Source organism: Arthrobacter sp. TmT3-37 (assembly GCF_054510835.1).
The window spans coordinates 33,720-57,203 of the sequence record NZ_JBTNDU010000015.1; the positions used below are offsets into that span (position 1 = coordinate 33,720).

Genomic DNA, 23,484 nt, shown 5'->3' on the forward strand with positions numbered 1-23,484 from the left:
CCCCGAAAACTATCCGCCGACCCGTGGGGTATGTCACAGGCCTCCTCGGCGGGCCCGGGCGGGTCAGCGCTCGAGCCGGACGGCCTTCAGCATCGCCTGCACCAGTGACTCCTGCAGCCAGGTGATGAAGTTGTACACCAGCGCGAGATAGGACTCGACGTTGTCGACGTCCTTCGAGTCGGCGATGTCGTGGAGCCGCTCGGCGTCCTCCTCCGTCTCGATGGCGAGCCGGTCGGCGAGGACCAGGCGGACGTCGTTGAGCGCCTGCGCGAAGAGGCGGGCCTGCTCGTCGTTGAGCGTCATGGGGCTCGACTCGATCAGGAGCGCCGTGCCGCGCAGCGCGCCGATCTTCTGCTCGCGCAGGGACCGCTCGGTCAGCCGCCGGAAGGCGAGCGCTTCGTCGTCGTCGCCGCGCACGGCGTCGGGCAGCAGGCGCCGGACGGCCGAATCGTCGGGTGCGGTGGCCTCGGCGTCCGCCCCGGACATGCCCACGAGGGCGGCCAGGGGGTCCTCGCTGGGGCCCGTCTCGGGTTCCAGCATCGAGATGACGTCGTCGAGCAGGGCGCCCAGGAGCCGCGCCTCCCCCGGTTCCAGCGCACCGGTGATGCCGCGGCGCGTCGATTTGAACGGTTTCGCCAAGGGGCCTACTCGCTTCCGGCTTTTTCGAAGGTCGCCCACAGTCCGTACGAGTGGAGCGCGACGGTGTCCTGCTCCACCTTCTCCCGGCTGCCGGAGACGACGGCGGAACGGCCCTGCTCGTGGACCTCCAGCATGAGCGTGCGAGCCTTGGCCTCGCTGTACCCGAAGTAGGTCTGGAAGACGAAGCTCACATAGCTCATGAGGTTCACTGGGTCGTTCCAGACCACCACCACCCAGGGCTGGTCCAGGTCGGTCTTCTCGGCCGTCCGCACCTCTTCCTGGGTGTCGGTGCCGGTTGCAAAGCCTACGGTCATATCCCTCATTCTAGGTGCGATGACCCGGCCCCGGTGGCCGGGTACTCTCACGGCGGACGCCCGGCTATCGTTCTGTGGGTGACCAAAGCCCTGACCACAGATCCTCCGGCCGACGCCGGTCCGACGCCTGCGGCGGTGAACGCGGCGAACAGCGCGCTCTTCACCGACCAGTACGAACTCACCATGCTGCAGGCCTCGCTGCACTCCGGGGCGGCGTACCGCCGCTCGGTGTTCGAGGCCTTCGCCCGCCGACTCCCCGCGGGCCGGCGGTACGGCGTCGTCGCCGGGACCGGACGCCTGCTCGAGGAACTGGCCACGTTCCGTTTTGACGACGCGCAGCTCGCGTTCCTGAGCGATCACCGGATCGTCGACGACACCACGCTCGCCTGGCTGGCCGGCTTCCGGTTCTCGGGCTCGATCTCGGGCTACGCGGAGGGCGAGGCGTACTTCCCGAACTCCCCGATCCTGACCGTGGAGTCGACGTTCGCCGAGGCGTGCATCCTCGAGACGCTCATCCTCTCGATCCTCAACCACGACAGCGCCATCGCGTCGGCGGCGTCCCGCATGACGGGTGCGGCAGCGGGCCGGCCCTGCATCGAGATGGGCTCGCGGCGCACGCACGAGGAGGCAGCCGTGGCCTGCGCGCGTTCCGCGATCATCGGCGGCTTCGCCAGCACGTCCAATCTCGAGGCGGGGCGCCGCTACGGCCTCCCCACCGTCGGCACGGCGGCGCACTCCTTCACGCTGCTGCACGATTCCGAGCGTGCCGCGTTCGAGGCGCAGGTCGCCTCGCTCGGTCGCGGCACCTCGCTCCTCGTGGACACCTACGACGTCGAACAGGGCGTGCGGACCGCCGTCGAGGTGGCAGGTCCCGAGCTCGGCGCCGTCCGCCTCGACTCCGGCGACCTCGTCGCCCAGGCCCGCTGGGTCCGTGAACTGCTCGACGACCTCGGCAACCACAGCACCAAGATCGTGGTGACGTCCGACCTGGACGAGTTCGCGATCGGCCTCCTCGCCTCGGCGCCGGTCGACTCCTACGGGGTCGGCACGTCCCTGGTCACCGGGTCGGGTGCGCCGACCGCCGGCATGGTCTACAAGCTCGTGAGCCGGGAGGACGACGACGGCACCTTCGTGTCCGTGGCCAAGGCCGCCAAGAACAAGGCCTCCGTGGGCGGGCTGAAGCGCGCGCTGCGGCGCCTCGACGGGCACGGCACGGCGCAGGCCGAGGTGGTGGGCATCGGGATCAGCCCGGCCGACGACGGCAACGATCGCCCGCTCACCCAGCAGTTCGTGGCCGACGGCGTCCTTCTGCCCGGCTGGACCGGACCCGAGGCCGTGGTCCGCGCCGCCGAGCGCCACCAGCAGTCGCTCGCCGAACTTCCCGGAGCCGTCCGGCGCCTGCAGCGCGGCGAACCGGTCATCCCCACCGAGTACGAGGAGGCAGCACCATGACACGCGCACTGATCATCGTGGACGTGCAGAACGACTTCTGCGAGGGCGGCTCGCTCGCCGTCGCCGGCGGTGCGCAGGTGGCGGCCGACATCAGCGACCACATCGACGAGCAGGCCGGCGCCTACGACTACATCGTCGCCACGCAGGACTGGCACATCGATCCGGGGAGCCATTTCTCGGAGACCCCGGACTTCGTCGACTCCTGGCCCGTCCACTGCGTGGCGGACACGAAGGGCTCGGACTTCCACCGCGATCTCGACACCGAGAGCATCGACGCTGTGTTCCGCAAGGGACAGTTCGAGGCGGCCTACTCGGGCTTCGAGGGCGTGAAGGCGCCCGACGACGAGGTGCCGACGGGTGAGCAGAAGCTCGGCGGAGCGGCGGAGGACAGCGATGTCGAACCCATGACGCTCGATGACTGGCTGCAGGACCACGAGGTCGACGACGTCGTCGTCGCGGGCCTCGCGACCGACTACTGCGTCCGGGCGACGGCCCTCGACGCGCTGCAGGCGGGCTACTCCGTGACGGTCCTGGCGGACCTCACGCGGGGCGTCCACGCGGACCGGTCCGAGGAGGCGCTGGACGAGATGGAAGCTGCCGGCGTCGAACTGACGCGCTAGGCCCTCGACGCGACAGGCCGGGCTGGTCCGACCAGCCCGGCCTTAGTTCTCGTTCTCGTTCTCGTTCTCGTTCTCGTTCTCGTTCTCGTTCTCGTTCTCGTTCTCGTCGGGACGGTCCTACTTCTTGCCGATGAACCAGTCCTGCAGCTTCTGCAGTCGGCGCTGGAGCTGGTCCTCGTTGGCCTGCGCCACGGCGGGTCCGCCGCACTGGCGGCGCAGCTCGGTGTGGACCTGGCCGTGCGGCATGCCGGTCCGGGCCGCCCAGGCGGAGACGTTCTTGGCGAGCTGCCCCCGCAGTTCCGTGAGCTGCCGGTGGTCGACGACGATCGGCTCGGCTGCAGGAGCTGCCGTCGGCCTGCCCTTCCGGCGGGACTGCTGCTCCTGCTGGCGCTGGCGCAGCAGCTGGCCCACCTGGTCGGCGTCGAGCAGGCCAGGGATCCCGAGGAAGTCGAGCTCTTCCTCGCTGCCCATCTCGCCACCCGTGCCGAACTCGCCGCCGTCGAACAGGACGCGGTCGAAGGACGCCTGCGACTCGAGGGCCTCGAACTTCTGCTTGGTCAGGGCGTCCGACGCCTTGTCCTCGCGGTTCGCGGCCTCCATCAGCCCGTCCTCGAGGCCGAAGCCTTCGTCGTCCTTCTCGGGGCGGTCGAGGGCGTGGTCTCGCTCGAGTTCGAGCTGGTTCGCCAGCGCCATGAGGTTCGGCACCGAGGGCAGGAAGATCGACGCCGTCTCGCCCCGCCGGCGTGCACGGACGTACCGGCCGACGGCCTGGGCGAAGAACAGCGGCGTCGCCGTCGAGGTGGCATAGACGCCGACCGCCAGTCGCGGGACGTCCACGCCCTCGGACACCATGCGGACCGCGACCATCCAGCGTTTGTCCCCCTCGGAGAACTCCTCGATCTTGGAGGAAGCCTTGGCGTCGTCGGACAGGATGACCGTCGGGGACTCGCCCGTGATCTTCTTCAGCTGGCCGGCGTACGCCCGCGCGTCGTCATGGTCCGTCGCGATCACGAGGCCCCCGGCGTCGTGCACGGTGCGCCGCACCTCGGTGAGCCGCTTGTCGGCGGCCGCGAGAACGGCGGGGATCCATTCGCCCGCCGGGTTCAGCGCCGTGCGCCAGGCCTGGGCCGTGATGTCCTTAGTGACCGCGGCCTCGCCGAGCGACGCCGCCATCTCCTCGCCGCCGCTCGTCCGCCAGCGCATCTGGCCCGAGTACGCCATGAACATGACGGGCCGGACCACATGGTCCCGGAGCGCCTGGCCGTAGCCGTAGGTGTAGTCGGCGCGCGATCGGCGGATCCCGTCGCGGTCCTCGGCGTATTCGACGAAGGGGATCGCGGCGGTGTCGGACCGGAACGGCGTCCCGGTGAGCGCGAGGCGTCGGGCCGCGGGCTCGAAGGCCTCCCGGATACCGTCGCCCCAGGACAGCGCGTCACCGCCGTGGTGGATCTCATCGAGGATCACAAGGGTGCGGGCCGCCTCCGTCTTGGCGCGGTGCAGCATCGGCTTGCTGGCGACCTGCGCGTAGGTCACGGCGACACCGATGAACGCGCCACCGTGGCGGCCGTCGGCATTCTTGAAGTTGGGGTCGATCGCGAGACCGACCCGCGCCGCGGCGTCGGCCCACTGGCGCTTGAGGTGGTCGGTCGGAGCGACGACCGTGATGCGGTTGACGATGCCCCGGTCGACGAGCTCGGTGGCCACGCGGAGCGCGAAGGTCGTCTTGCCGGCGCCCGGGGTCGCCACGGCGAGGAAATCGCTCGGGGACTCCCGGAAATACTTCTCCAGCGCTTCGCTCTGCCACTGGCGCAGCTTGGGGGCGGTCCCCCAGGCTGCGCGCTCCGGATATGCGGGAGGCAGGGCTGCGCCGGTACCGAACAGGGTGTCACTACTCACGCCGGGACAGTACCTTCCATTGACTTGCTGGGGGTGAGGCCGGAGCCGTCATCCGATGACCGGGCCCCTCTCAGACCCGAAACTATACCTGCTGCCGTGAACACCCACAGAGCGAGCCAAATGGCAACGAAGGTTGGCACCTGTCCTGGATCCGCCGGGTCGTGCAGGAGGGCGAAGAGCGCACCCGCGCCGGCGGTGCCTGCCACACCGCCGAGCTGGTCGGAGATCTGCAGGGCCGCGGAATTACGTCCCTGTTCGGTGGCGGCCGAGAGTTTCAGCACCAGGACCGAGGTGCTCGAGAGGGTCATCCCCATGGCGAAGCCCGACAGCCCCCAGACGACGACGAGGACCCAGAGCGGGGCCTCCGTGGCCGTGGCGAGGGCGAACCCCCCGAGCGAGAGGGACAGCACGGAGGAACCGGCGACGAGCAACCACTGACGGCCGAATGTGACCCGGGCCTGCACGAAGGACCCGGCGCTCCAGCCGAGGGCACCTGCGCTCAGGGTCAGGCCGGCGGTTCCCGGGTCGATACCGCGGGAACTCACGAGCATCAGAGGGATGAAGGCCTCCGTCCCGAAGAACGCCACATTGACGATCCCTCGCGTCGCGATGATGCTGGGAAGCCCGCGGGCCAGGACGAGGGTGCCCCGGGGCAGGAGCGCGGGCAGGACCGCGAGCGCGACGACCACCCCGGCGGCCGCCAGGACCACGAGTCCCACCACGGTCCCGGTTCCAGGATCATCGGTGTCGGCGAGCCGGACGACCGCCCACTGCGCGGCGAACACCCCGCCGGCCAGCGCGAGACCACGGACCACCCGCGCCTTCGCCGGAGCGGCGTCGGCCGCCGCCATGGCCCCGAGCTCCCTCGTCTTGGGCCATACGATCACGACGGCGGCGATCACCACCGGGGCGACGCCGAGGAACACCCACCGCCACCCGAACTGCTGCGTCACGAAGCCGGCGACCACCGGGCCGATGAGTGCCGGCAGCACCCACGCGGCTGCCAGCCAGCCGAACACGACGGGTTGGGCGCGCTGCGGGAAGGACCTGCCGATCACGACGTAGACCGCCACGATCATGAATCCGCCACCCAGGCCGGATACGGCCCGCCCCACGGTCACGAGCCAGAAGTCCGGGGCGGCTCCTGCTGCGAGCAGCCCGAGGATCATGAGGGACATCCCGACGGCAAGGGCCGGCCGCGGTCCCTTGCGGTCGCACCAGGACCCGGCCACCACGGTGCCCAGCAGCGACGCCGTCAGGTACATCGAGAAGGCCAGCCCGTAGCTCGATTCGCCGGAGAGTTCATCGGCGACCACGGGCATGGCGGTGATGACCGCCATCGCCTCGAAGGCGGCGCAGGTGATGATCGCGAGGATCCCGATGGTGAGGGGGCGGAGCTCGGGCGACATCGCTCCGGCGTCCTGGCTCGCGGTCTTCTTCATGCCACCTTGTCCTGCTTGTTCGGGTTCGTGTCCGGGTTCGTGTTCGGGTGCGTGTGTGTCGCCGGACTGTGTTCGGGTCCGTGCGCGTTGAGGAGCTCGGGTCCTGGCTCGAGTTCCGGGTCGGGCTCGGGTGCGTGTCCGGGCTCGAGTTCCGGGTCGGGCGCGGCTGCGTGTCCGGGCTCGAGTTCCGGGTCGGGCGCGGCTGCGTGTCCGGGCTCGAATTCCGGGCTCCAGTTCCGGGCTCGAATTCCGGGTCGGGCGCCGCTGCGTGTCCGGGCTCGGGTGAATGTCCGGGCTCGAATTCTGGGCTCGAATTTCGGACTCGAATTTCGGGTCAGGCTCGGGTGCGTTTCCGTGTGCGTCTTCGGTCAGGCCGGTGTCGCTTCGGTCCTGGGACCCGCCGTCCTCAGGCCGGCCGTGACGACCGTGGGCGCTCCTCGCTGCGGGCACGCCCCGGCCGACGCTTCCTCCCGGAAGCGCTGGGTGGAACCTGTTCAGCCCTCGGGCTTGTCGTTCCCCGGGCGGAGGCCGTTGTAGATCTCCTTGCACTCGGGGCACACGGGGAACTTCTCAGGGTCACGGCCCGGGGTCCACACCTTGCCGCAGAGTGCGATCACTGGCTCGCCGGTGAAGGCCGACTCCATGATCTTCTCCTTGCGGACGTAGTGCGCGAACCGCTCTGCGTCACCGGGCTCGACTTCCTGGCGTACTTCCTCACGTTCGATGGTCGCCGTGGAGCCGCCCATGCCGGCGTCGAGGGGATCGTTTGCGAAGGGGTCTGCAGGCATCGTCATGCATCCAGTCTATCGCTCGGCCGGGCGACAGGCAGGGGCGCGAGGGATGACGCGCCGTCGACGGCCGCGGAAACAATTCAGCTGTCATATCCGATTCTTCGTGCGGCCGCCCGTCGACCGGTTCATTCCCTCCCCGAATTGTCAGTGGTGGAGGCGACAATAGCGGTATGAAAAACTCGGCGGAGCAATTGAGGGACATGGGGCGGATCAACGACCGTATCACCTCACTGAGCGCCGAGAAAGCCCGGATCGACGCGGAGATGGTCGACGCCGCCAATGAATTGCGTGAACTCCTCGAAGACCGTTTCCTGCAGGATTTTCCCACCCCGAAGCTACCCCCGGAGAATGGGCGGGGGAATTCACGACGGCGGCGGACCAACCTCGCCGACACGGCAACCGCGACCGAGATCGCATGCCTGCTGCGCATCAGCGAACGGTCCGCCCACCGCCTCGTCCAGCACGCGGCACTCCTCGCCCAGCATCACCCGAGGACGCTGACGGCATTGCGCACCGGCACGATCACCTGGGCACACGCCACCACGCTCCTCCACGAGTACGCCGGACTGCCAGCCGGCACTGCCGCCCGGATCGAGGACGCCCTGCTGCCCGTGGCATCCGCCACCACGGTGCCCCGGCTGTCCTACCGGGCCCGCCGCCTCCGCACGCAGGCCCATCCCACTACCCTCGAGACCCGCGCGCGCAACGCGGTCGATCACCGGCGCGTGGACCTCGAACCCGCCGACGACGCCATGGCCTGGCTCCACATCCAGCTTCCCGCCACCGACGCGGCGGCCATCGACACACGCCTCACCACGACCGCCCGGGCTCTGCAATCACCCGGCGAACACCGCACCCTGCCCCAGCTCCGCACCGACGTCCTCACCGACCTTCTCCTCGCGGACTGCACCTGTCCCACCACGGAGGCCGCGGAAGGAAAGGTTCCGGCAGGAGCAGGAGCAGGACCAGGGGCGGGTTCGGCCACAGGCGCCGGAACCGGCGCAGGTGCTCGCTCCAGCCTTGGTCATGACGGTGGTACCGGGTGCCGGCTCCATGCAGACGGTTACAGGGTTCGTGCCTCCATCAACGTCACCGTGCCGGTCCTGACACTCCTCGGGGTCGACGACGCACCTGCAGACCTCGAAGGATACGGTCCCGTCCCCGCGGACATCGCCCGGCGCCTCGCCGCCCATGCCCCCTCCTTCACCAGGTTGCTCACGCACCCCGAGACGGGTGCAGTCCTGAGTGTCGGTCGGACCACCTACGCCGTGCCCGCGGACCTCAAGAAATGGTTGCGTGTCCGCGATCGAACCTGTCGGCACCCGGGCTGCAACGTCGCGGCGTCACGATGCGAACTCGACCACATCCAACCCTGGTCCCAGCAGGGCACCACGACGCAGACCAATCTCGCCCACCTCTGCCGCAAGCACCACATGCTCAAGAGCGAGGGCATCTGGCATTACCGACAGTCCGACGCCGGCACCCTCACCGCAACGTCACCGACAGGCCGCACGTATACCAGCGAACCCGAACCACCACCCTTCTAGCGCGGATGTCGCGGAGAGGTGTGCCTGCTCATCGGTCGTGCATCTGAAGCGCGTTGCGCGTGCCGAATCAGCGGGTGGGCGCTTCGCAGCCGATACCTGCTGGGTTCTCGATGCAGTTCTCACTGACGCTGTGGCCCTTGGTACGCCAGATGCTCATCAGGTGTGGCGCGGACACCACAGCAGCCTCGCCCGCAACGGGCTGGAACGGGCCTCCGTCCACCGAGTAATCGCCGGCGAAGTAGGTGGTCAGTGTGAGATCGAAGTCGCCCGTCTGCGCGTACTGGTGGCTGGTCGGTGTCCTGGTATCGAACGCGTCGCCCTCCACCGGCCCACCGGGAGTCGTGGTCGTCGCTGTCGTTCCGTCCCCGTAGTCCCACTGATACGTCACGGGCCGGGCCTTGAGCACGATCGTCGCGTCCTGGAACTCGAAGGTGAACTCCTGCTCCTGCGCTTCGGCGTAGATGTTCGAGTGGGCGTTCCGTAGACCGAAATTCAGGGGTTGGGAGATGATCGTGGCGGCCAGGACCGGGCGCTTCTGGAACTCCTCGAGGGTGATCACGATCGGCGCTTCCTCGGCAGCAGGGGCTCCCGCGATCGGCGCTTCGGGCACCTCGCCCGGATACATGCACGACGAGCGACCAGTCGGGGTCTCGGTCGCGGGCTGCACGTTGTTGTTCACCTCGATCCAATTGACGAGGACACCGCCCTCGCGGGCATCGCACTGGGCGTTCACGATGGGGCACGTGGCAGGATTCAAAGCCTCGCCAACGCCGGCAGTACACGCGCGCTGGAAGATGTACTCGATGCCGTCGCTAATTGGAAGATCCACGGCGGCAGTCTCCGCCGGTGGCACCGCAGGTTGCAACGCGACGCCTCGGGATTCAGTCCTAGAGACGCTGCGCGCATTAACTAGACCTTCGTCGGAGAATCCCGCGCCCACGTCTTTCATGTCTGCCGATGTAACTTGGACAGGAATTAGGAATACGGTAAAAAGTAGGGCGATAAGGCTAACACCGACTACTGATTGCTGTCCCATTTTATGTTCCTTCAGGAGAGCCGAAGTCAAGCATTATCCAATGACTTTCACTCCATAAAGCAATCGTAACATTTATCGTTGATGGGAGCGCCTCAGACCTATTAATTTCAGAGCCCTCTTGATCATAATAAATCAGGCTGTCCTGCTCTAAGTCGACGAAGGAGTTGATCGAGCCAGCGGTGTTTTTTATGTATTCAGTTTGTACCGAGTTCAGTCGGACGAGTCCTCCTTCTATCCAGCCTCCCTCTGCGTACAAATCGCGGACCTGCCCCGTCAAGTTCGCACAAGTTTGACAGCCCGGGTCGGTTACTTCGTCGTACGCCGCCCAGTCATTTGTTTCGTAGCCATAGGAGAACAACTCGAACCAGTACTTGGTGAAGGCCTCCAGGCCCTCCTTCGAGTTCTCGTCCGCAAGAGCAGGCTTGACGGGGACCGGGACATTGGCAGCAGGACCCGCCGACGACGCTGGCGACGGCTCTGGGGCCACCGGAGCTGTGGGGGTTGGCCCACCCGTGGTGGGTGCTGCCGGCGATGACGCCTTCGCAGTCGTCTGATTGGCTGAAGGATCGCCGTCGCCCTGACATCCCGTCAGCAGCATCACCGCGATGACCGCTCCCGCCAGCGCCGGCGTTCCCCGCTCCCGGCTCCTTGCACCCACAGAGAACACGGCACGCCCCCATCGAAGTCGGTCACCTACCCGGAATCGCCCTAGCATAGCCCCGAGCCATCGGGCAGCTACAGGTTATGCACAGACCAAAGCCGTGAAAATTCCGACGTCCGGAGCAACCCTCGCCAGCCGTACTGACTCCGCTCAGGTGCTTCGACCCCGCCGGGCCGATCAGCAGGTCACCGGTTGGCGGACACCGACAGCAGCAGTTCCGGAGCCCTCCGGTCGTACCATCGACCTCCGGAGCGGATGCCTACGACGAGCAGGATCACGCCGAGCACCGATCCGATGACCAGGGTCAGCCAGCCGAACAGCGCGTCTCCCGTGACGAAGTACACGATGGCCAGGATTATCTCGGGCAACGAGAGCAGCAGCATCACGAACCAGCCGATGAACTGCACGGCGAACATCGTGAAATTCGTCCCCGGCGGCGTCTTGAAGGCGCTCTCGCCGGGCAGCGGCACGTTGTAGGTGTAGCGGGCCGACACGACGCTGGCCAGTCCCGTCCCCGTGAGCAGCAGTCCGATCGACAGGCCGAACAGGACCGGCAGGTCCTCGGCACGCCCCGTGATGAGCGGCGGCACCACCGTGAACGCCAGAGTGATGGGCAGCGCGAAGACCAGCAGGGCCGCCGCCCGGCCCAGACGGTCATCACGTCCGCTCACCCCGGTGGAGAGGTGCAGGCTGAAGGCGGTGTTGTCGTACGAGATGTCGGCGGAGATGGACCAGGCCAGCAGGAACGCGCTGATGGGTCCGAGGAAGGCGAACCCGCCGCCCGATGCCCCTCCGGAGAAGTAGAGCAGCACGGCGATGAACGGGATGACGATGAGCGAGGCGAAATACCGCGGGTCCCGCAGCCAGTAGGTCAAGGCCCGGGCAGCGATGGCACCTGCGGGCGTCGACGGGAACCGGCCGAGCCAGCCGAGGTTGCCACCCGCTCGTTTGGTGACCGCGTTGTAGGGAGGAGTGACGAGGGCGTGACCGAGGCTGCGGCTCCACAGCACCAGGAACAGCACCAGGGTCGCCGCACCGATCAGGAAGCGTACGACGGCGAGCCCGGGCTCCCCCGCGGCGACATCGGCCGGGGCCGCCCACAGGGCGCCCAGTGGAGTCCAGGCGAGGACGTCGGCGAGGGACGCGGCGAAGCCGGGCGAATTCTGGAATCCGGCCGTCACTCCCCCGATGATCGGTCCGAGGAAGATCAGCGGGATGAACGCCACGATGCCGTTCACGTCCTTGAAACGGCGCGACCCCGTCATGGAGGACACGGCCGTCGTCACGAGGCGCGACGCGACGACGCACAGCAGGACGGCCACAAGGCCACAGACCAGTGCGGTGAGGGCGGCGGCGGGGTAACGGATCCAGGTGGCCACCTGCGCCAGTGCGGCGATGAGCGTCACCACTCCGGGGATACCCAGCAGGCCGCCGAGGACGAGGCCGGCCAGCAGTTGCCGCATCGGGATCGCGAACGTCACGAACCTCGCCGGATCGAGCGTCATGTCGATGCCGGTCGCTGCGATCGGGATGATGATCCAGCCGAGCACCGCCGCCGATCCGCCGATCACGAGGATCGTGCGGATGAGGGAGATGTCCGCGGTGCCCAGGAGCACGAGCCCGACCACGATGACGGACAGCAGGCCCAGGCCGTACAGGCCACCCAGGATCACGCCGATCAGCTGCGCAGTACTCCGCTTGAACGAATTGCGCAGCAGGAGGAGCTTCAGCTTCAGGAGGTCCGCAACCACGACAGCCCTTCCGACGTGTTGCGTCCCCCGACCAGTTCGACGAAGCGCTCCTCGAGCGTCGCCTCTCCGCGCACCTCGTCCACCGTCCCTGCGGCGAGGACGGTGCCGGCGGCGATGACGGCGACGTGGTCGCACATGCGCTGCACGAGGTCCATGACGTGACTCGAGACGATGACCGAACCGCCGGACCGGACATAGCCCGCGAGGATGTCACGGATGTTCGCCGCCGAGACGGGATCGACGGACTCGAAGGGCTCATCGAGCACCAGCAGTTTCGGGGCGTGGATGAGCGCCGACGCCAGCGCGATCTTCTTCGTCATGCCCGCCGAGTAGTCCACCACGAGCGTGCCTGCGTCACCGGTGAGGTCGAGGGCACGCAGCAGGTCCCCTGTCCGCTCCATGACGGTCTCGCGGTCCATGCCGCGCAGCAACCCGGCGTAGGTGACGAGCTGCTCGCCGGTCAACCGGTCGAAGAGCCGCACGCCGTCGGGCAGGATGCCCATCAGCTTCTTGGCCTCGAGGGGCTGTGCCCACACATCCACACCGTGGACGAGGGCCTGCCCGAAGTCGGGGCGCAGCAGGCCCGTCGCCATCGACAGGGTGGTGGTCTTGCCGGCACCGTTCGGTCCCACGAGCCCGTAGAACGAACCCGGCGGCACCTCGAGATAGACACCGTTGACCGCGATCTTCTCGCCGAAGCGCTTGGCCAGTCCGCGGATGCTCAACGCAGCCGTGCCGGCCTTCGCCTCGGAATTGTTCTCGTCGGACGGTGGTGGCACAAGGGAACTCATGCTTCCACGCTAGCAACGCGCCCTCGCGCCTCTCGTCATCCCAAAGGAGGAGAAGGCACGCCCGTCAGAACGATCCCGCGCGTTCGTACTGGGGCGCCGGCACCAGGTCCTGGCCGAGCTCGTGGGCCGCCCGCATCCACCAGTGCGGATCCCGCAGCGCCGCCCGTGCGATCAGGACGACGTCGGCACGCGCGTTCCGGATGATCTCGTCCGCCTGGGCCGGCTCGCTGATCATCCCGACGGCACCGGTGGGCACGCCGGAGGTGCGCACCTCCTCCGCGAGGGCTACCTGGTAACCCGGCCCGACCGGGATGGACGCCGACGGTACCGCGCCACCGGACGAGACGTCGACGAAGTCCACGCCCTCCTCGGCAGCCCGCTTCGCGAGCCGTGCGGAGGTGGCGCCGTCGAGCCCGCCCTCGGTCCAGTCGGACGCCGAGATGCGCAGCAGGAGTGGCATGGTCTCCGGGGCGGTGCGGCGGACCTCGCGGATCACGTCGAGGGTCAGCCGGAAACGTGCCTCCTCCGAGCCACCCCAGCCGTCCGTCCGGGTGTTCACCAGGGGCGAGAGGAACTGGTGCAGCAGGTAGCCGTGGGCTGCGTGGATCTCGAGGGCGTCGAAGCCGGCGTCGACGGCGAGTGCGGCGGCCGCTCCGAAGTCGCGGACGACCTTCTCGATATCGTCCTCGGTCATGGCGCGCGGCGCCGCGTACCTGCCGAACGCCTCGTCGGTGGGAGCGAGCGTCTGCCAGCCGCCCTCCGATTCCGGCACCGAGCCGTTCCTGCCGCTGAACGGCCAGTAGGTCGACGCCTTGCGGCCCGCATGGGCGAGCTGCACGGCGGTCTTCGTCCCGACGGCGCTGTGCTCGTGGATGAAGTCGTTGATGCGGCGCCACGCCTCGGCCTGCTCGCGCGTGTAGATGCCGGCGTCGCGGGGGCTGATCATCCCCTCGGGGCTGACGGCCGCGGCTTCCGTGATGATCAGCGCTGCACCGCCCGTCGCGAACTGGCCGAGGTGCACGAGGTGCCAGTCGGTCGGCACGCCGGCCGCGACGGCTGGATCGCAGGAGTACTGGCACATGGCCGCGACCCAGCCGCGGTGCGCGAGGTCGAGGGATCGGAGCGAGATGGGGTCGAAGAGGCCGGAGGTACCGGCCGCTGCAGCTGGGGAGGTCATGCCATCCTCGGGATCGGGAACTGGGTCGGAACGTGTGGATCGGGGCAGGGCCCGGACGACGCCTAGAACAGGGCGCGGGCCAACGCCGCGCGGGCCTTGGTCACGCGCGGGTCGGTGACGCCCACGACGTCGAACAGCTCGAGCAGGCGCTTGCGCGCCGCTTCCTTGTCCTCGCCTGCGGTGCGTCCGATGAAGGCGATGATGCGGTTGAACGCGTCCTCGACATGGCCACCCGTGATGTCCAGATCGGCGACGGCGAGCTGGGCGTCGACCGCGTCCGGCTCGTCGGCCCCGCGCTGCCGCACGTCCGCGGCGTCGAGGTCCTGGACGCGCTGCATCAGTTCCACCTGAGCGAGCCCGGCCTTGGCGTCGGCGTCGGCCGGCTGCTCGGCGAGCGCCCGGCGGTAGGCCGCCGCGGCAGCCGGATAGTCGCCCGCCTCGATGGCGTCGAAGGCCGCCTGGTGCAGCGGCGGCAGCGGCGGCTCCTCCGCGTCGGCAGGACCGGGCTGGGAACCGTCGTTGAGCGTTCCGGTCACGCCATTGGCCTCGGCGACCTTCATGAGCTCGTCGAGGTACGCACGGATCTGGGGGTCGGGCAGGACCCCCTCGAACAGGGGTACCGGCTGTCCCTTGACCACGGCGACGACCGTGGGAGCGCCCTGCGCCTGGAACGCCTGGGCGATCTGCGGCTGCGCCTGGAGGTCCACATTGGCCAGGAGGATCCGTCCGTCGAACTCCACGGCCGCGGCTTCGAGGACGGCCGTCACCTGGTTGGACTGCTCGCTCCAGGTGGCCCGGAGGTTCACCACCACGGGCACCTGGGACGAGAGCTGCACCAGCTGCGGGAACGTCTGCTCCGTCACCTCGACGATGTACGGGCTGGGCGCCGCGGACGCCTGCCGCGCCGCTGCAGGGCGTGCGGCGGCGTCGGCGCGTGCCTTGAGCGCGGACAGGTCCACCGCTCCCCGCAGGTTCATGCTCGACGGCGGCATCCCGCCGCGCTGTGCTGGTGTGGACAATGCTCTGCCTTTCTCTGACTGCTGGTGGTGGGACCCGGGTCGCTTCCTGCCGGTTCGGCTCAGCGGAGCGTGGCGGACAGCAACTGCTGGGCGGCGCCGATGACCCGGATCTTATCGTCGCTGCCTGCGGGTGGTACGTACATCATGACGGCCTCCCCATAGTTGACGTCGATCCCCTTCTCGCTGGTGTCGGTGCCGGTCAGGGACTGGTACACCGTGCCTGTGAGGTCGATCGTGTCACCGGCGGCCTTGGGCACGCTGGAGTAGGTGTGGGTGAGGTACCCGAACACCATCGCCCCGCCGTCGCCCGTCAGCAGCGCCTGGGTGCGGTCCGCCTGGGACTGGTGCGTGAAGGTGATGTTCGCGGCCGTGTTGCCCGGGTCCGCCACGACGCCGGCCTGGAACCCCGTGATCGCCTCGGCGAAGGAGTTCTCCTCGAAGGTACCGGCATTGGCACCCGCAGGGGTCGTGAGGAAGTCGGCGATCGAGGCGACGGCACCCTGCGGCGCGACCGCGAGTGGCCCGGACGCGTCGAGCGGGATCGGGCCGGCCGCGCCCGGCGCCGGCGGCGACGGGAAGGTGCTGCCCGGGAGCATCTGGACCGCGGAGGTCAGCCTGTAGTTGTCGCGGGGCGTGTCCTGCACGAGCAGCAGGGCCTGCGGCACCGCGTTGTCGTCGCCCTGCGTCAGCGCGACGATCGTCCGGGGCCATTCGGCGCCGGTCGGGATCATGTCCAGCAGGACCGGGTCGGCGGCGACGGGCGCGGGAGCGGCAGCGTTCTGGTCCTTGGCGCGGACGGCGTAGGAACCGGTGCGCAGGTCCAGCGCAGCACCGGCGACCCGGGGTGCGAGGAGTGTTGCGTCGGCGGCGGCATCGGCGTCGGACACGGTCGAGGCGACGGCATCGAGGATGCGTTCGAGCTGGCTCTCGACGACGACCGGCGGACCGCTGGCCTCGCTGCCGGCCGACGGCGCGCCGGTGGCAGCCGCGGTCGGGGAGGCGGTGGACGTGGAGGACGGGGTGACCGAGGGCGACGGCGTCGTCGTCGCCATCCCCGGCGCGATGCCCAGGAGCGATCCGGCACCGACCAGGCCCGTGACGATCAGGACGGGACCGGGCGCGGCCATGGTGGCCGTCGCGCCCCCCTTCCCTGCCTGTGCGTGCCTGCGGGCGTAGGCCCGGGTGCCCTCGGCCGCGTCGGTCCCGCGGTCGCCCCGACTCCGCGGTGCGATGAACAGGAGCGCGATGCCGAGGACGGTGACGAGCGCGCCGCCGATGACCAGCGGCAGGGCGAAGGGCGTGGACTCGTCATTGGGTCGCGTGACCGAGACCTGGCTCGGCGCAGGATTCTGGCCGTCGGCCGCGAGCAGGATGGACCAGTCGCCTTCCGCCGGTTCGCTCCAGCGGTAGGTCAGCGTGCCGTCGCCGGGCTCCTCGCTGACCCAGAGGTCGCTGCCGCGGGGATCGGGCACGCTCGCCTCACCGTCGGAGTACTCCGAGGTCAGCGTCTCCTCGCTGATGTCCGTGACGCTCAGGTGGGCGGCCGCCCCCACCCATGCCTCGACGTCGGAGGCACGGCCGACGGCGAGGGTGAAGGGGCCGTCCGCCTCCACGGTGACCTCCACGGGTCCGCTCGTCCCACCGCGCGCGCCGGACTCGATCACCGTCACGGGCGCCGCCTGGGTGTCCTGCGCGAGACTCGCGGTCACGGTCTCGGCGGGAGCCCACACGGTCCGCTGCCCGATGCCGAGGAGCATCAGCAGGAGCCCTGCCACGATGATCGGTACTGCTGTCTTTCCGCGCACTGATTGCCTATCGTCGTCCGTTACGGCGGACCGCGTGGCCCCTTCCGCTCTGATGGCCCGGCGCAGCATGCCGCGCCAGGCCACTCAGGAATAGTCACCCAATGGTAACGAACATCGCCCGGCCGGACCGGTCACGCGCACAGGCCCACCAGCACCAGGGTGAGTCCGGGGCCGCACGGCACACGGCGCGGGTCCCTCTTCGTCAAGAACGCCGTCCGGATCCCCCTCACTGTTAGGGTTTCGCTAGTCGGACCACCCGCGGTGACAGCACCGGACACGTGAAAGCAGAGCTCTTCGTTGACAGACCACCAGGACGTCCCGCTCGACCAGCCGCTCCCGCGGCCCGAGCAGACGGGGAGCGAGGACGCACCGCTTCCCGCGGGTCCTCCGATCGGTGGAACCCCGCCGTCGACCCTGCGGTCGCTCTTCACCGTCGCACGCAGGGCGCTCCCGTCGGCCCAGCCCCGGCCGCGCTTCGAGTTCCCGCCGGAGCGCGAGCCTGATCCTGTCGCCGTCGACCCGGACGTGTCACTGAGCGACGAACGGCTGAAGTTCGGTGGCGCCTATCCCCGGAGCATGCGCGCGCACCCCATCCACTTCGGTTTCATGATGAGCGTGGGCGTGGGGCTCGCGCTCCTGGCGTTCTTCATCATCACGAACGTCGGCCAGCTCCTCGTCTGGATCGGGGCGGCGCTGTTCATCGCGCTCGGACTCGACCCGATCGTGCGGTGGCTCGAGACCAAGCACGTACCGCGGCCGGCGGGCATCGCGGTGTCCCTCTCGATCCTCGTCGGTATCGTGGCAGGCTTCTTCGCCCTCCTGATCCCGACGATCGTCAGCCAGACCTCGCAGATCGTCGATCGGGCCCCGGGCTACGCGGACGACTTCCTCAAGTCGGAGTTCTTCACCACGGTGGACGCACAGTTCCAGTTGCGGGACCGCGTGAGCTCGGAGATCGACAGGTTCTTCGCCAACAGCGAGGCGGTCGGCGGCATCTTCGGCGGCGTCCTCGGGGTGGGCACCGTGATCCTCAACGGACTCTTCGGCACCCTGGTGATCCTGGTCCTCGCGCTGTACTTCCTCGCATCCCTGCCCTCCATCAAGAAGTGGGCGTACAGGCTCGCCCCCCGCTCGCGCAGGCCCCGCGTCGAGGTCCTCTCCGAGGAGATCACGCGCAGCGTCGGCATGTACGTCATCGGGCAGGCCTGCGTGGCACTGCTGAACGGCTCCTTCGCGTTCATCGTGATGTCGCTCGCCGACGTCCCGTTCTCCGTGCTGCTGGCGTTCGTCGTCGCACTCCTCGCCTTCATCCCGCTCGTGGGCGGCACGATCGCCGCCGTCCTGGTCAGCCTGATCGCGCTCACCGTCGGCTGGCACACGGCCCTGCTGTTCGCGATCCCCTACGTGGCCTACCTGCAGTTCGAGGCGTACTTCATCTCACCGCGCATCATGCAGCGCGCAGTCGCCGTACCGGGCGCGGTCGCGGTGATCGCGGTGATCGCGGGAGGCAGCCTCCTCGGCGTCCTCGGCGCGTTGATCGCCATCCCGACGGCGGCGGCCGTGATGCTGCTCCTGAAGGAAGTCTTCATCGCGCGCCAGGACAGCCAGTAACCGCTTCCGAGCTCAGCCTGCCGGTGACGGCGCGACGGCGGCCGGTCCCAGCCACTGCGAGGGCAGCGGCAGGGACAGCTCGGGGCGGACGACGCCGACGATCTCGTTGAGCGCCCGGGCCGCGTACTTCTCCCCCACCCACAGGTGCTTGGCCCCGTCGATGCCCGTCACGTCGGCCTGCGGGACCCGCGAGAAGCGTGCCGCGGCGTCGTCGGGCACCAGGTAGTCGTCGAATTCGGGGACCAGGACCTTCAGGGGCAGTCCGCTCGCGCCCCAGGCATCGAGATCGCCGTCGTCGGCGCGGTGCAGCGGCGGCGAGAGCAGGATGGCCCCCTCGATGAGTTCCGCCACCGGATCCGTGGCTCCGTACTTCAGGCACAGTTCCGTCCCGAAGGACCAGCCCACGAGCCAGATGTGATGGAGTCCCTGCGCCACCGCCCAGTCGACCGCGGCCTGCAGGTCGAGGCGTTCCCCGTCGCCGCCGTCGAACGCCCCCTCGCTGCAGCCGCGCGGCGAGCACGTGCCGCGGGTGTTGAAGCGCAGCACCGCGATGTCGGCGAGGGCGGGCAGCCGGAAGGACGCCTTGCGGTACACGTGGGAGTCCATGAAACCGCCGTGCGTCGGCAGGGGGTGGAGCGTCACCAGGGTGGCTGCGGGGGCGCGTCCTGCGGGCGCCGCGAACTCCCCCACGAGGGTGAGGCCGTCCGCGGTCCGCAGTTCGATGTTCCGGCGGTCCGCGGGGAGTACCGTCGACGCCCGGATCTCCACCGCCTCGTCGCTGGTCGTGAAGGTGTAGGAGGGGGTATCGCTGGCCATCCCCCCAGTCTAGGTCGGCCGCGTTCCGCCCGGCTGCACGACCGGCAGGACGACGGGCAGGACGACGGGCTGCACGATCGGCAGCGCATCAGTAGCGTGTCGGCAGGACGACCGGCAGCGCATCAGTAGCGAGTCAGTAGCGGAAGCTCCGCGTCTGCCAGCACCTCACATGCCAGTGCCGCCGGTCCGCGAGGGCCGTCTCGGGTCCGAACAGCGAATCCTCGCGCCACACGACGAGGTGGGCGATACCCGGCAGGATGGCCGAGTTGCAGCCCGGGCAGGTGTAGGTCTTGGCCGCGTTCCGTTCGGTGATGCGCCGGACCGACCACTCGCCGTCGGGAGCCGACTCACGGAGCGGCAGTCCCGCGCGGGCCCGCTCGAGGTCCACCTCCGGCGGTGCGGCCCACTTGGGTCGGGCGGAACCACGCGGGCGGTTCGGACGGTTGGAACGGGGCACCGTCCCAGTCTGCACGATCGACGGGGAATGCGCGGACCGGTGCTACCGGAGCCTGCGTCCGTCGGCGCCCTTCCCGGTCCTGGTGGGGACGGGAAGGGTCGCGCGTCGGGGGACCCTGTCAGCAGCGGTTGGCGCGCTGGGCCGCCGTCGAGGGATTGTTGAAGCAGGTGCTGCCGGTTCCGCGGGTGCTGACGGTCACGACGGGTGGTCCGGGCACGGTGGTCTCGGTGACGATCGGGTCCAGATCCTCTCGTGCGACCGTGATCACGGGGGCGGCCGGAGCCGAGACGCTCTCCACGTCCTCGGTGGTCTCGCCGTCGGCCGTCGTGATCTCGGGGGCGATAGGAGCGCAGGTCGTGGTCACGATGTCCTGGCCCGGCAGCGTCTCGACGGTGACCTGCGGCGGACCGGCGATCAGTCCGACCGTCGCCACGAGCGGCTCCGCGGCGGTGGTGGAGGTCTGCACCCGCGGATTGGGGGCTACCGGGAAGACGACCAGTTCCAGCGTGCCGGGTCCGCCGCCGACGTACCGGAAGGTGCTCGTGGTCGTCGTCGTCATGGTCCGCTGCTGGTAGGTCACGATCTGCGACTGCGTGGTCAGCTGGGTGCTGGTCCTGGTGAACGACGTCGGCTGCGTGGTGGTGACGCACGACTCCTGCTGCTGGGTCGAGGTGAAGACGTCCGTCACCGGCGTCGTCGTCGTGGTGACGGTCTGCCTCGGCTGGGTCGTCGTGGTGACGCGCTGCTGGGGCGTGGTGGTGGTGGTGGTGACGGTCGTCGGGGTGGTCGTGGTGGTCACGACGGTCCGCTCGCACCGCTCGATGCCCCTTGTTCCGTTCTCGTTGTTGACCCGCTCGCAGTTGCGCGTGCCGGGTGCGTCGGTGCTGGTGGGTGTTCCACGCTCGGTGCGGCTTGCGACCTCGGGTGTCCCGGCGACGACGACCGGAGCTACCGTGGCCTCGCCGGCGTCGACCTCCTCCGAGGTCACCTCAGGTTCCCCGCGACGCTCACCCTCGACGACGACGGGGTCCCCGACGTCGCGCGTCTCCGTCCGCACGCCCGGCGCACCGGTCGGGACGACAGGCGTCTCGGTCGTCAATGGGGAGTTCACGGCCACCGGATCGCCCAGCGAACTCGTCGGACGGCCGAACGGCCCGGTGATCGAAGTGGTCACGACCACGACGCAGCGGTCCTGTCCCGGCAGTGCACCCTGGGTGAACTGGCCGCCGGCCTGGTCGCAGGTGTGCTGCCGGGTGTGGTCGGCATGGGCGGCCGGCGCGAGCGGTCCCACCGCACCGCCGACGAGGAGAGCGACGGCGGCGACGCTGGTCGCGAATCTGCGTGATCTCATGGTTGTGTTCCTGCCTCGCGACGTCGCGGGTAGTCGGCTCATGTGGGATCTTCGGGGAGGACCAGGCGAAGGAGAACGATCGCATCGGATTCCTGCGTGGCGGCTCCCCCTAAAGTCTGAGCGGGCAGGATGGTGCGGACAACGCCCGCGGATACTCGTCTTCCCCGGAGGGGCGCGTATTCTGCGGCCGGCGCTACTGGCCTCTCGCCCGCACGCCACTCACGAGGTCGTGGACGGTACCCGTCGGGTTCGGTGGGCGTGCCGTGCGCCCCTAGAATGGACAGGTCCTGCGCACCGATGGTCCATCGCCCGCAGGACGGTCCGTCCGGTAGATCTGAAGGATGCTTGTGCGTTTAGTGATAGCCCGTTGCTCCGTCGACTACGTCGGCCGCCTCCGGGCGCATCTCCCTCTTGCCACCCGGCTCCTGATGGTGAAGTCGGACGGGTCGGTCCTGGTGCACTCGGACGGCGGCTCCTACAAACCCCTCAACTGGATGAGCCCGCCCGCGACGCTCCGCGTGAGCGAGCCCGACGACGCGGACCGCGCCGAGGGCATCACCGCGGTCTGGACGGTGCAGCACGCCAAGAGCGATGATCGGCTCGTCATCAGCATCCGTGAGCAACTGCACGATTCCTCGCACGACCTCGGGGTGGATCCGGGACTCGTCAAGGACGGGGTCGAGGCAGACCTCCAGAGACTGCTCGCAGAGCAGATCGAACTGCTGGGAACGGGCTTCACCCTGATCCGGCGTGAGTACATGACCGCGATCGGTCCCGTCGACATCCTCGCCCGGGACGCGGCCGGGCGCACCGTCGCCATCGAACTGAAGCGCCGCGGGGACATCGACGGCGTCGAGCAGCTCACGCGCTATCTCGAGCTGCTGAACCGCGATCCCCTCATGTCGCCGGTGCGGGGCGTCTTCGCCGCCCAGCAGATCAAGCCGCAGGCCCGCGTGCTCGCGCTGGACCGGGGCATCGACTGCCTCACCCTGGACTACGACGCCATGCGCGGCGTCGACGACAGCGCGTCGCGGCTCTTCTAGCCCGCACGGCCCTGGGGCCGACACCCTAGAATCGGACCATGGCCCTCGCGAGCGGAACGCCCACTGCCCTGTCCGGACGACTGGTGACCGAGTCGGGGATCGTCGAGGACGGCGTCCTGCGCTGGGAGGGCACGCGCATCACCGGCGCCGGGGTGGACGACCAGGACCAGGCGGTGGAGCAGCTGCCCGAGGGATTCCTGATCCTGCCCGGGCTCATCGACCTCCACTGCCACGGCGCGGGCGGCGGCGATTTCACCTCGGGGTCCGCCGCCGACATCGAGGCGGCCGCCGCCCACCTCCATCGCAGCGGCTCGACGACGGTGCTCGCCAGTACCTGCGCCGCGCCCCTCGAGGACCTCGAGTCGGCCTTCGGCAGGCTCGCCGCCGCGGCGGAGTCCGGGCTGGTCGCCGGCATCCACGCGGAAGGCCCGTTCCTCTCACGCCGGCGCAACGGGGCGCACGACCCGGAGTTCCTCCTCCTGCCGACGCAGCAGGACGTCGCCCGGCTGGTGACCGCTGGCCGGGGGCACCTCGCCTCCATGACCTACGCCCCGGAACTGCCCGGCAGCGACGTGCTCGTCTACGAACTCGTGATGCACGGGGTCATCCCGTCGATCGGCCATACGGACAGCACGACGGAGGAAGCCACGGCAGGGCTGGACCTGATCAACGAGGAGCTGGCAGCCACGGGGTTCGCGGGATTCAGCGGACGCCCGACCGCCACGCACCTCTTCAATGCGATGCCGGCCATCCACCACCGCTCCCCCGGCCCGGTACCCCTGCTCCTGCAGCGGGCACGAGCCGGCGAGATCGCCGTCGAGCTGATCGCCGACAACGTGCACCTGCACCCGGAGACCGTGCGGATGGCCTTCACGATCGCGGGGTCGGAGAACATCTGCCTGGTCAGCGATTCGACGGCGGCGGCGGGGTGCGCGACCGGCACCTACCGCCTGGGGCGCAGCGAGATCTCGCTCGTCGGGGACTCCGCCGTCCTGACCGCGACGGGAGCACTCGCCGGGGGCTCAGGGAGCCTGCTCGATGTGGTGCGCTGCACGGTGGAGGCCGGCGTGGGCCTGGCGGACGCCGTCCGCTCCGCGGCCGCGGTCCCGGCGGTGGTCCTGGGACTCGCCGACGAGCTCGGCAGCCTGCGCACCGGGCTGCGTGCCGACGCCGTCGTGGTGTCGCCGGACCTGGAACTGAGGGGCGTGCTCCGCGCCGGCGCGTGGGTCCGGCCGCTGGACATCTGAGCCGCCCGGCCCGGCTGC

21 protein-coding genes are annotated in these 23,484 nt (G+C 69.3%); 6 read left to right on the forward strand and 15 right to left on the reverse strand.

The features are described from left to right. Positions 1-63: 63 nt before the first annotated feature. Positions 64-639, reverse strand: coding sequence for a DUF2017 domain-containing protein (locus ACX80U_RS15585; protein ID WP_459269089.1), 576 nt, complete (start codon positions 637-639; stop codon positions 64-66). Between the two features lie 5 nt (positions 640-644). Next, entirely contained in the window at positions 645-953 is a 309-nt protein-coding gene (clpS, locus tag ACX80U_RS15590; protein WP_133080820.1) for an ATP-dependent Clp protease adapter ClpS, read from the reverse strand. 135 nt (positions 954-1,088) lie between these two features. On the opposite strand from clpS, the gene ACX80U_RS15595 reads away from it, so the two are divergent. Then, a complete protein-coding gene (locus ACX80U_RS15595; protein WP_459269123.1) occupies positions 1,089-2,405 on the forward strand; it encodes a nicotinate phosphoribosyltransferase in 1,317 nt (438 codons plus the stop codon). Continuing rightward, on the forward strand, positions 2,402-3,025 hold the full coding sequence (locus ACX80U_RS15600; protein ID WP_459269090.1) for an isochorismatase family protein: 624 nt from the start codon (positions 2,402-2,404) through the stop codon (positions 3,023-3,025). The genes ACX80U_RS15595 and ACX80U_RS15600 overlap by 4 nt, the downstream gene beginning before the upstream one ends. Positions 3,026-3,142: 117 nt before the next feature. Here the strand turns inward: ACX80U_RS15600 and ACX80U_RS15605 are convergent, their stop codons facing one another. The 3 genes from ACX80U_RS15605 to ACX80U_RS15615 all read right to left on the reverse strand — a co-directional run bounded on the left by ACX80U_RS15605 (position 3,143) and on the right by ACX80U_RS15615 (position 7,157). Continuing rightward, complete coding sequence (locus ACX80U_RS15605) at positions 3,143-4,921, reverse strand: DEAD/DEAH box helicase family protein (RefSeq protein WP_133080822.1); 1,779 nt, start codon at positions 4,919-4,921, stop codon at positions 3,143-3,145. Continuing rightward, positions 4,918-6,363 carry an MFS transporter gene (locus ACX80U_RS15610; RefSeq protein ID WP_459269091.1) on the reverse strand — a complete coding sequence of 482 codons (1,446 nt, stop codon included), beginning with the start codon at positions 6,361-6,363 and terminating at the stop codon, positions 4,918-4,920. The genes ACX80U_RS15605 and ACX80U_RS15610 overlap by 4 nt, the downstream gene beginning before the upstream one ends. A gap of 494 nt (positions 6,364-6,857) precedes the next feature. Further along, a complete protein-coding gene (locus ACX80U_RS15615) occupies positions 6,858-7,157 on the reverse strand; it encodes a DUF3039 domain-containing protein (RefSeq protein WP_208741494.1) in 300 nt (99 codons plus the stop codon). A gap of 167 nt (positions 7,158-7,324) precedes the next feature. Between ACX80U_RS15615 and ACX80U_RS15620 the strand changes: the two genes are divergently transcribed. Further along, positions 7,325-8,701, forward strand: a complete 1,377-nt coding sequence (locus ACX80U_RS15620; RefSeq protein WP_459269092.1) for an HNH endonuclease — start codon at positions 7,325-7,327, stop codon at positions 8,699-8,701. 67 nt (positions 8,702-8,768) lie between these two features. On the opposite strand, the gene ACX80U_RS15625 is transcribed toward ACX80U_RS15620, so the two are convergent. The 7 genes from ACX80U_RS15625 to ACX80U_RS15655 all read right to left on the reverse strand — a co-directional run bounded on the left by ACX80U_RS15625 (position 8,769) and on the right by ACX80U_RS15655 (position 16,941). Then, entirely contained in the window at positions 8,769-9,530 is a 762-nt protein-coding gene (locus ACX80U_RS15625) for a PKD domain-containing protein (RefSeq protein ID WP_459269093.1), read from the reverse strand. Between the two features lie 208 nt (positions 9,531-9,738). Next, positions 9,739-10,404, reverse strand: a complete 666-nt coding sequence (locus tag ACX80U_RS15630; protein WP_459269094.1) for a DUF6318 family protein — start codon at positions 10,402-10,404, stop codon at positions 9,739-9,741. A 179-nt stretch (positions 10,405-10,583) separates the two neighbouring features. Next, on the reverse strand, positions 10,584-12,149 hold the full coding sequence (locus tag ACX80U_RS15635; RefSeq protein ID WP_459269095.1) for a transporter: 1,566 nt from the start codon (positions 12,147-12,149) through the stop codon (positions 10,584-10,586). Then, entirely contained in the window at positions 12,131-12,940 is an 810-nt protein-coding gene (locus ACX80U_RS15640; RefSeq protein WP_459269096.1) for an ABC transporter ATP-binding protein, read from the reverse strand. Before ACX80U_RS15640 ends, ACX80U_RS15635 begins: the two co-directional genes overlap by 19 nt. Before the next feature lie 64 nt (positions 12,941-13,004). Next, positions 13,005-14,117 carry an NADH:flavin oxidoreductase/NADH oxidase gene (locus tag ACX80U_RS15645; RefSeq protein WP_459269097.1) on the reverse strand — a complete coding sequence of 371 codons (1,113 nt, stop codon included), beginning with the start codon at positions 14,115-14,117 and terminating at the stop codon, positions 13,005-13,007. Positions 14,118-14,179: 62 nt separating this feature from the next. Then, the gene (locus ACX80U_RS15650; protein WP_133080830.1) at positions 14,180-15,136 is read right to left on the reverse strand and encodes a tetratricopeptide repeat protein; all 957 of its coding nucleotides are present in this window, start codon (positions 15,134-15,136) and stop codon (positions 14,180-14,182) included. A 59-nt stretch (positions 15,137-15,195) separates the two neighbouring features. Continuing rightward, positions 15,196-16,941, reverse strand: a complete 1,746-nt coding sequence (locus ACX80U_RS15655) for a hypothetical protein (RefSeq protein ID WP_133080831.1) — start codon at positions 16,939-16,941, stop codon at positions 15,196-15,198. A 297-nt stretch (positions 16,942-17,238) separates the two neighbouring features. On the opposite strand from ACX80U_RS15655, the gene ACX80U_RS15660 reads away from it, so the two are divergent. After that, positions 17,239-18,552, forward strand: coding sequence for an AI-2E family transporter (locus ACX80U_RS15660; RefSeq protein ID WP_459269098.1), 1,314 nt, complete (start codon positions 17,239-17,241; stop codon positions 18,550-18,552). A gap of 12 nt (positions 18,553-18,564) precedes the next feature. Here the strand turns inward: ACX80U_RS15660 and ACX80U_RS15665 are convergent, their stop codons facing one another. The 3 genes from ACX80U_RS15665 to ACX80U_RS15675 all read right to left on the reverse strand — a co-directional run bounded on the left by ACX80U_RS15665 (position 18,565) and on the right by ACX80U_RS15675 (position 21,176). Continuing rightward, positions 18,565-19,368, reverse strand: coding sequence for an alpha/beta hydrolase (locus tag ACX80U_RS15665; RefSeq protein ID WP_208741500.1), 804 nt, complete (start codon positions 19,366-19,368; stop codon positions 18,565-18,567). A gap of 133 nt (positions 19,369-19,501) precedes the next feature. Continuing rightward, positions 19,502-19,825, reverse strand: coding sequence for a hypothetical protein (locus tag ACX80U_RS15670; protein WP_133080833.1), 324 nt, complete (start codon positions 19,823-19,825; stop codon positions 19,502-19,504). A 118-nt stretch (positions 19,826-19,943) separates the two neighbouring features. Beyond that, positions 19,944-21,176: a hypothetical protein gene (locus ACX80U_RS15675; protein ID WP_459269099.1), complete on the reverse strand. Its 1,233-nt coding sequence runs from the start codon at positions 21,174-21,176 to the stop codon at positions 19,944-19,946. Between the two features lie 347 nt (positions 21,177-21,523). Between ACX80U_RS15675 and nucS the strand changes: the two genes are divergently transcribed. Further along, positions 21,524-22,219: an endonuclease NucS gene (nucS, locus tag ACX80U_RS15680; protein ID WP_208741502.1), complete on the forward strand. Its 696-nt coding sequence runs from the start codon at positions 21,524-21,526 to the stop codon at positions 22,217-22,219. A gap of 38 nt (positions 22,220-22,257) precedes the next feature. Next, the gene (locus tag ACX80U_RS15685) at positions 22,258-23,466 is read left to right on the forward strand and encodes an N-acetylglucosamine-6-phosphate deacetylase (protein WP_208741503.1); all 1,209 of its coding nucleotides are present in this window, start codon (positions 22,258-22,260) and stop codon (positions 23,464-23,466) included. Positions 23,467-23,484: the final 18 nt, after the last annotated feature.

What these genes read in the sequence shown, in the direction of transcription:
- clpS (WP_133080820.1), bottom strand. Translation starts at nt 953, where the DNA reads ATGACCGTAGGCTTTGCAACCGGCACCGACACCCAGGAAGAGGTGCGG.
- ACX80U_RS15600 (WP_459269090.1), top strand. Translation starts at nt 2,402, where the DNA reads ATGACACGCGCACTGATCATCGTGGACGTGCAGAACGACTTCTGCGAG.
- ACX80U_RS15610 (WP_459269091.1), bottom strand. Translation starts at nt 6,363, where the DNA reads ATGAAGAAGACCGCGAGCCAGGACGCCGGAGCGATGTCGCCCGAGCTC.
- ACX80U_RS15615 (WP_208741494.1), bottom strand. Translation starts at nt 7,157, where the DNA reads ATGACGATGCCTGCAGACCCCTTCGCAAACGATCCCCTCGACGCCGGC.
- ACX80U_RS15620 (WP_459269092.1), top strand. Translation starts at nt 7,325, where the DNA reads ATGAAAAACTCGGCGGAGCAATTGAGGGACATGGGGCGGATCAACGAC.
- ACX80U_RS15640 (WP_459269096.1), bottom strand. Translation starts at nt 12,940, where the DNA reads ATGAGTTCCCTTGTGCCACCACCGTCCGACGAGAACAATTCCGAGGCG.
- ACX80U_RS15645 (WP_459269097.1), bottom strand. Translation starts at nt 14,117, where the DNA reads ATGACCTCCCCAGCTGCAGCGGCCGGTACCTCCGGCCTCTTCGACCCC.
- ACX80U_RS15665 (WP_208741500.1), bottom strand. Translation starts at nt 19,368, where the DNA reads ATGGCCAGCGATACCCCCTCCTACACCTTCACGACCAGCGACGAGGCG.
- ACX80U_RS15675 (WP_459269099.1), bottom strand. Translation starts at nt 21,176, where the DNA reads ATGAGATCACGCAGATTCGCGACCAGCGTCGCCGCCGTCGCTCTCCTC.
- ACX80U_RS15685 (WP_208741503.1), top strand. Translation starts at nt 22,258, where the DNA reads ATGGCCCTCGCGAGCGGAACGCCCACTGCCCTGTCCGGACGACTGGTG.